Source organism: Acidiferrobacter sp. (genome assembly GCF_054609335.1).
In genome coordinates this window covers 27543-34107 of record NZ_JBTRWP010000030.1, presented here as the reverse complement: position 1 = coordinate 34107, position 6565 = coordinate 27543, and the positions used below count along the sequence as shown (strand labels likewise).

Genomic DNA, 6565 nt, shown 5'->3' with positions numbered 1-6565 from the left:
GTCTGGGCACGTCTCGGTCATCGTGCGCGCCGGCCACTTGAGCTATTTCTTCGCCGGGGATGCCAGTTACACCCAGGACGCCTTGCTCGCGGGCCGGCCTGACGGGGTCACGTTTTACCCCCGTAGCGCCGTGCGTACGCTCGCCCGGATAGTGGCCTACGCCCGTGTCGAGCCCATGGTCTATCTCCCGGCCCATGACCCGCAATCAGCTCTGCGCTTGCAGGCGGCTCACGTCCTCCCACGCGACGCCGAGTCGGCGTAGGGGCGAGAGTGGGCTCGAGTGGGTCGCCACGGCCGGCACCCCCGTCCAAAGCCCTTGGCGGATTGCGGCTATAAGACCGCATTATGGGCCGTCTGGGACGGACGTCCGCGCCCGTTTCTGTGGGCCTTATGGTGGGCCTGCGCTACTGCGGCCAGTTCGCGCGACCTTGCTCGCTTTGGGCGTCCTGAACGGAACTCCCGTTTCCCTATGTATGCTCATCTCGCAGGAGGTTCGATGGATCATGATGCGACTAGGCCTTCTCAAGGCTCCGGCGCCGCAACAAAGCGGCGGCGCTCACTCTCCTTGTTCTCGCCGCTGACCGTCGGGGAGTTGCGCCTGCATAATCGCATCGTCATGGCGCCCCTTACGCGCAATCGCGCGGGACCGGGCTTCGTGCCGCAGGACTTGAACGCCGAGTACTATCGTCAGCGTGCCTGCGCCGGTCTCATCATCAGTGAGGCCACCCAGATCTCGCCCGAGGGTTTGGGCTATCCGGACACGCCTGGCATCTACAGCGCCGAACAGATTGCGGGTTGGCGGCGCGTGACCGATGCGGTGCATGCCGAGGGCGGGCAGATGTTTCTGCAATTATGGCATGTAGGCCGCATCTCTCATCCCTCGATGCAGCCCGAGGGCCAGCTGCCAGTCGCCCCGAGCGCGGTGAAGCCCGCGGGCCAAGCCGCGACTTACGAAGGACCGCAGGATTTTGTCACCCCCCGCGCCCTGCGCACCGATGAACTCGCGCGCCTTCGCGATCAATATCGTCTCGCGGCCGAGAACGCGCAAGCAGCGGGCTTCGATGGGGTCGAGATCCACAGCGCCAACGGCTATCTCCTGGATCAATTTCTGCGCGACGGTTCCAACCGGCGCACGGACGCCTATGGAGGTTCCATCGAGAACCGTCTGCGGTTCCCGCTCGAGGTCGTGGAGAGCGTGCTCGAAGTCTGGCCACCCGGGCGGGTCGGAATACGGCTCTCGCCCAGCGGAACCATGAACGATATGCGCGATTCGGACCCGCGCGCGACCTTTGGTGCGATGGTGAGGGCTCTGGAGCGCTACGGCCTTGCGTACATCCATATTATGGAGGCCCTGGAGGCCGACACGCGCCATGGCGGGACCGAGATCCCGGTCGGCTATTTTCGAGCGCTCTACCAGGGAGTTGTCATGGTCAACGGCCAATATGACGGGCCCAAGGCCCAGGAGGTTGTGGCCTCGGGCGACGCCGACCTCGTGTCGTTTGGGCGGCTGTTCCTTGCAAACCCCGATCTGCCCGAACGTCTGCGCAAAGGCGCGCAGCTGAATGTCCCGGATCCGCAGTCCTTCTATGGAGGGGGAGCCCGGGGATACACCGACTACCCGAGCATGGCGCAGCAAGAAGGGCTGCGGTAGACGCGCTGGAGCGCGCGTCTACCTAGGGCGTTGCGAGCGCACGTTCCACGGGCCGCGCCAAGGCGTCGGGGTGCACGCGCGGCGCGTAGCGGTGCACGATACGGCCACTGCGGTCGACTAGGAATTTCGTGAAATTCCATTTGATGGCGCGTGTACCGAAGAGGCCGGTCGCGCGCGCGGTAAGCCAACGGAAGAGGGGGTCGGCGCCCGGCCCCTTGACGTCGATTTTGGCGAACATCGGAAATGTGACGGCGTAGCGCTGCTGACAAAAGGCTTGGATTTCGGCGGCCGTGCCAGGCTCTTGAGCGCCGAACTGATTGCACGGAAAGCCCAGGACCACGAGGCCCTGGTCCCGGTAGCGGCGGTAGAGGTGCTCCAGGCCTTCGTACTGGGGCGTAAACCCGCAGCGGCTTGCGACATTGACGATAAGTAGCACCTGTCCCCGGTAGGCGCTCAAGTCCTGTTCGGCGCCTGCGAGTGTGCGCACCCGGAAATCATACGGCGCATCGGCCGTTTCGCAGCCATTGCGGATCATCATTAAGCCGCGCGTCTTTCGACGAATTCGATCTTGTAACCGTCGGGGTCCTCGACGAAGGCGATCACCGTGGTTCCATGCTTCATGGGACCCGCCGGTCGTGTCACGCGCCCACCGGCTGCCGTCACCCGCTCGCAGGCCCCTGTGGCATCATCAACCTCGATGGCGACATGGCCAAAGGCACCGCCCATATCGTAGTGTTTCGTATCCCAGTTGTGGGTGAGCTCGAGGACCGCTGTGTCCCGTTCGTTGCCGTAGCCCACGAAGGCCAGGGTGAAGCGCCCCTCGGGATAGTCTGTGCGCCGCAGGACGCGCATGCCGAGGGCCTTTTCGTAAAAGCGCAGGGATCGTTCGAGATCGACGACCCGTATCATGGTGTGGGCTATTCGCATCGTGTTTCCTCAGAGAGTCGTGCTTGGTTCGCGCGTGCGCGTCAGGCCATGGAAGCATCGTGTCCGTGTGGCCGCCGCATCGCTTGGTTGGGCATGCAGCTTCGAGCCTACCGGCGGGCGGTGGGGGAGTGCAAGGCGCTTCCTTGGGGCCCCACCTGCGTGGTGCGCAGGCCCCCGCTTTGTGAAGCAGGGGGGCCGCGGCAGCTACCGCGCGCCCAGTGATGTCATGTGCGCGTGGCGGATATCAGAAACGGGCGCCGGCGCCTGCCAGGACCAGGACCTGCGTCGTGCGGCTATTCGGTTCGTAATAGCCATTCTGGCCCGCGCCGTTCGAGGTGAATACCGGTGTGCTCGCCGAGGCGCCGTAGCCGAAGTGTATGACGTCAACGCTCACGAAGGTCCGCCACACGCGATTGATGAGGTAGGTGGCACGCACCCCTCCGCTTTCGTAGGCACGGTCGCCGAGTGCCACGGTCTCGCGTGCGTAATAGAGCGTGTTGGTGCTGGAATCGATGAAGACCGGGTCGGTGTTAGTGATCTGGGCCCCGAAGGTAAAACCGCCCATGGCGTGAATCGCGAGCACGACACGCGGCGCGACCGCCATCTCCCACAAGAGGCCGCCCCCTAAGTTGCCGTTCGTATAGTCCTCGATGCCGCCGGCGCCCTGTCCGTTGCCCACGTTTCTCTGCCAGCGGTGGATGCCGATCGAGAAGTAGGGGATGAGAGCCATACGCCGATAGAAGCCGTAGCCGAAGCCCACGCGCCCATTGATGTCTATGATGGTGTTGGCGGTGGTCGTCTGCGCGGGCGCGCCGTTCAAGTAGTGCCCGTTGTAGTTCGTGTCGCCGTGCGCGTAACGCCCTTCCACGCGCCAATAGGTCCCGCCTTGGGGATTACCGCTCAAGGAGGATGCGGTGAGGGATATGAGAGGTACGTTCCCGGTCTCCTGGTCCAGAACCACGCCACCTGCGGTCTCGGTATAGTCTTGGTTTAGGTAGCCTATGCCGACCGAGAAGCCGCTCTCGGCGCGTTGGATTGCATAGGGGATAGCGCCAGCGGTCGCCGCCAACGGGGCCAGCACCCCCGTGATCCCGAATAGGTGCGCGATTGCAAGCCTTACACGTCTCGCCATGATATGCCTTCCTTAGATGATCGCTTAGGGGCCCGGATGGCCGGGGTCGCAGGTTCCTAGCCGACCCCGCGGGCGCGACCGCCGTTAGAGGCCGTTTGGAAGTCCCTTGGGGCCGGTATCCGTGGGATACTAGCTCGCCCAACTCGTGAAAATGTAGCCGATAGGCGCGATAATGCAACGAAGGCCGTGATTCCGGGGGGCGCGAGCGCATCACGGGGCCCGATCGGTGATCATGCCCCTTGGTCGCAGCCGGGCTTTTACCGTGCGGCGATGGCAGACAAGCGCGCCTCTTATGGGGCGGTCCGTGCCTAGCCTATGCCGCAGGCTTCTTGGTCGCCATCGTGAGTCTCGTACCCACGGTCATGCCGGGGCACCACTACGCCACCGCGCTGCTGGCCATTGATGGGACCACAGACTCCATGCGCGGGCTCTACCTGAGCGCCGTCTTGAATGGTCTGTTTGCCGTACCGCCTCTCGTATTCATTATGATCCTGGCCCGTCGCCGTAGCGTGATGGGGCGTTTCGTCGTGTCCGCCGTGCCGCTTGTCATCGCTTGGCTCGCAACGCTCGTCATGGCCGCGGCGGCGCTTATGCTTGTGAAGAGTCGGGTTACACGAAGCCGGTCGGCGGCGGCCGGGACTTAAGGCACATGCACCCTGGCTTCGCCATTCAGTAGCATGCTAAGGTATCAGGATAACGATGGCCTGCGCGGCCATTGGACCTTAGATGCGATAGGGAGAAGACTGCGGGACATGGAATCGAGACTCGAAATGGACGTCGTGCTTGCCCAGCCGCGTGGTTTCTGTGCCGGCGTCGTGCGCGCGATCGAGATCGTGGAGCGGGCCCTGGAGGTCTACGGTCCGCCTGTATTTGTGCTGCATGAAATCGTTCATAACCAACATGTTGTCGAGGATCTGAAGTCACGAGGCGCGGTGTTCGTCGAGCGTCTCGCGGAGGTCCCCGAGGGGGCACCCACTATCTTCAGCGCCCATGGCGTGGCTACGGCCTTGGTCGACGAAGCGGCCGAGCGGCGCCTTGGTGTGCTCGACGCGACCTGTCCTTTGGTCACCAAAGTGCATTACCAGGCGCAGCGTTACAGCCTGCAGAATTACGCCGTGATCATTATCGGCCACCCCGGACACCCCGAGGTGGAGGGCACGCGCGGACGTATCCCGGGACCCGTCTACGTCGTCTCGGACGTCGATGATGTCGCGCGTCTTGCGGTGGCGGACGAGACCAGGCTCGCCTACGTGACTCAGACGACCCTGAGCGTGGACGATACCAAGGATGTCATTGCGGCCTTGCGGACACGGTTCCCCGCGATCCAAGGGCCGGATCTGAGTGGGATCTGTTATGCCACACAGAACCGGCAGAATGCGGTGCGTAAGCTCGCAGGGCGGGTGGATGTGTTGCTCGTTGTCGGTGCGCGCAACAGCTCGAACTCAAATCGGCTGCGTGAAGTGGGCGAGCAGCCCGCGACGCGCGCCTACCTCGTTCAGGACGCGACCGAGCTCGATGCAGCATGGTTCCAGGGGTCGGTGCGGGTCGGTATCACAGCCGGCGCATCGACCCCCGAAGTTTTGGTTCGGGGCGTCCTGAAGAAGCTCGAGGATTTCGGCGTCGTGCACGTCACGGAGATGGCCGCTGAGCCCGAGACCACCACGTTTCGCCTGCCAGTGGCTTTACTGAAAAAGGCGCGGAGCTCCCTCTAAAAAAGGGGGCGTCCAAGAAGTAGGAGATCGCTATGCAAGTGCCCATACGACAACAGTGGCGCGTCGGACGCTATATCCTCGGGCAGAAGTTGCGAGGCAATGACCACTACCCGCTGGTGTTGATGCTCGAGCCCTTGTTTCGTTGCAATCTGGAGTGCGCCGGTTGCGGCAAGATCGAGTATCCGGACGACATACTGGATAAACGCCTGAGCGTCGAGGAGTGCCTGCAGGCGGTGGATGAGTGTGGCGCGCCTATCGTCTCGATTCCGGGAGGCGAGCCCCTGATCCATAAGGATATGCCGGCGATCGTCGCCGGGATCGTGGCGCGCAAGAAGTTCGTCTATCTTTGCACGAACGCCCTTTTGTTGCCGCGCAAGATCGACGATTACACGCCATCACCCTATCTCACCTTCTCCATACACTTAGACGGCCTGCGTGAGCGCCATGACCGATCGGTGTGCCGCGAGGGGGTGTTCGACAAGGCCGTCGAGGCGATCAAGATCGCGCGCGACCGGGGCTTCCGCGTCACGGTGAACTGCACCCTGTTTCAAGACGAGGACCCCGCCGAGGTGGCCGATTTCTTTGATTTCGTGAGTGACCTGGGCGTGGAAGGTGTGACTGTATCCCCCGGATACAGCTATGAGCGCGCCCCGCGGCAGGATGTGTTCCTGCGGCGCGCCCAGAGCAAGACCTTGTTTCGCAAGGTGTTCGGGGCAGGGCGCGAGCGGGGTGCCAAATGGCGCTTCAACCAATCGAGCCTGTTTCTGGACTTCCTGGCCGGCAACCAGACTTACCAGTGCACTCCTTGGAGTAATCCGACGCGTAACGTGTTCGGCTGGCAGAAGCCCTGCTATCTGCTGAGCGACGAAGGTTATGCCGAGAGCTTTGCCGAATTGATCGAGACGACGCCATGGGAGCGCTATGGAACCGGGCGTCATCCCAAGTGTGACAACTGCATGGTCCATTGCGGTTACGAGGGGACAGCGGTCAATGATACGTTTGCGCATCCCCTGAAGGCCTTGAAGGTCTACCTGCGCGGCCCGCGTGTGACAGGGCCCATGGCGCCCGACCCGGAGCCCGCGCGCGAGGACCAAGGCGTGGTCGTGACCGTGCGCAGGGCCTCGCCGAAGAGCGCGGGCTAGG

General features: G+C 63.3%; 7 protein-coding genes and 1 pseudogene. 5 read left to right on the top strand and 3 right to left on the bottom strand.

Annotated features, from left to right (window positions below):
• A pseudogene (locus ACYCTF_RS09395) lies at nucleotides 1-262 on the top strand (N-acyl homoserine lactonase family protein); the annotation flags it as partial.
• A 234-nt stretch (nucleotides 263-496) separates the two neighbouring features.
• Nucleotides 497-1651, top strand: coding sequence for an alkene reductase (locus tag ACYCTF_RS09390; RefSeq protein ID WP_461283434.1), 1155 nt, complete (start codon nucleotides 497-499; stop codon nucleotides 1649-1651).
• A gap of 22 nt (nucleotides 1652-1673) precedes the next feature.
• Here the strand turns inward: ACYCTF_RS09390 and ACYCTF_RS09385 are convergent, their stop codons facing one another.
• The 3 genes from ACYCTF_RS09385 to ACYCTF_RS09375 all read right to left on the bottom strand — a co-directional run bounded on the left by ACYCTF_RS09385 (nucleotide 1674) and on the right by ACYCTF_RS09375 (nucleotide 3710).
• Entirely contained in the window at nucleotides 1674-2189 is a 516-nt protein-coding gene (locus tag ACYCTF_RS09385) for a glutathione peroxidase (RefSeq protein ID WP_461283435.1), read from the bottom strand.
• Entirely contained in the window at nucleotides 2189-2578 is a 390-nt protein-coding gene (gloA, locus tag ACYCTF_RS09380) for a lactoylglutathione lyase (protein WP_461283436.1), read from the bottom strand. The genes ACYCTF_RS09385 and gloA overlap by 1 nt, the downstream gene beginning before the upstream one ends.
• Before the next feature lie 244 nt (nucleotides 2579-2822).
• Entirely contained in the window at nucleotides 2823-3710 is an 888-nt protein-coding gene (locus ACYCTF_RS09375) for a hypothetical protein (protein WP_461283437.1), read from the bottom strand.
• Nucleotides 3711-4039: 329 nt separating this feature from the next.
• On the opposite strand from ACYCTF_RS09375, the gene ACYCTF_RS09370 reads away from it, so the two are divergent.
• From ACYCTF_RS09370 to hpnH, 3 genes are all read left to right on the top strand, one after another.
• Nucleotides 4040-4354, top strand: coding sequence for a hypothetical protein (locus tag ACYCTF_RS09370; RefSeq protein WP_461284801.1), 315 nt, complete (start codon nucleotides 4040-4042; stop codon nucleotides 4352-4354).
• Between the two features lie 126 nt (nucleotides 4355-4480).
• Entirely contained in the window at nucleotides 4481-5422 is a 942-nt protein-coding gene (gene ispH, locus ACYCTF_RS09365) for a 4-hydroxy-3-methylbut-2-enyl diphosphate reductase (RefSeq protein ID WP_461283472.1), read from the top strand.
• A gap of 32 nt (nucleotides 5423-5454) precedes the next feature.
• Complete coding sequence (gene hpnH / locus ACYCTF_RS09360; RefSeq protein ID WP_461283439.1) at nucleotides 5455-6564, top strand: adenosyl-hopene transferase HpnH; 1110 nt, start codon at nucleotides 5455-5457, stop codon at nucleotides 6562-6564.
• The last annotated feature ends 1 nt before the right edge of the window (nucleotide 6565 follow it).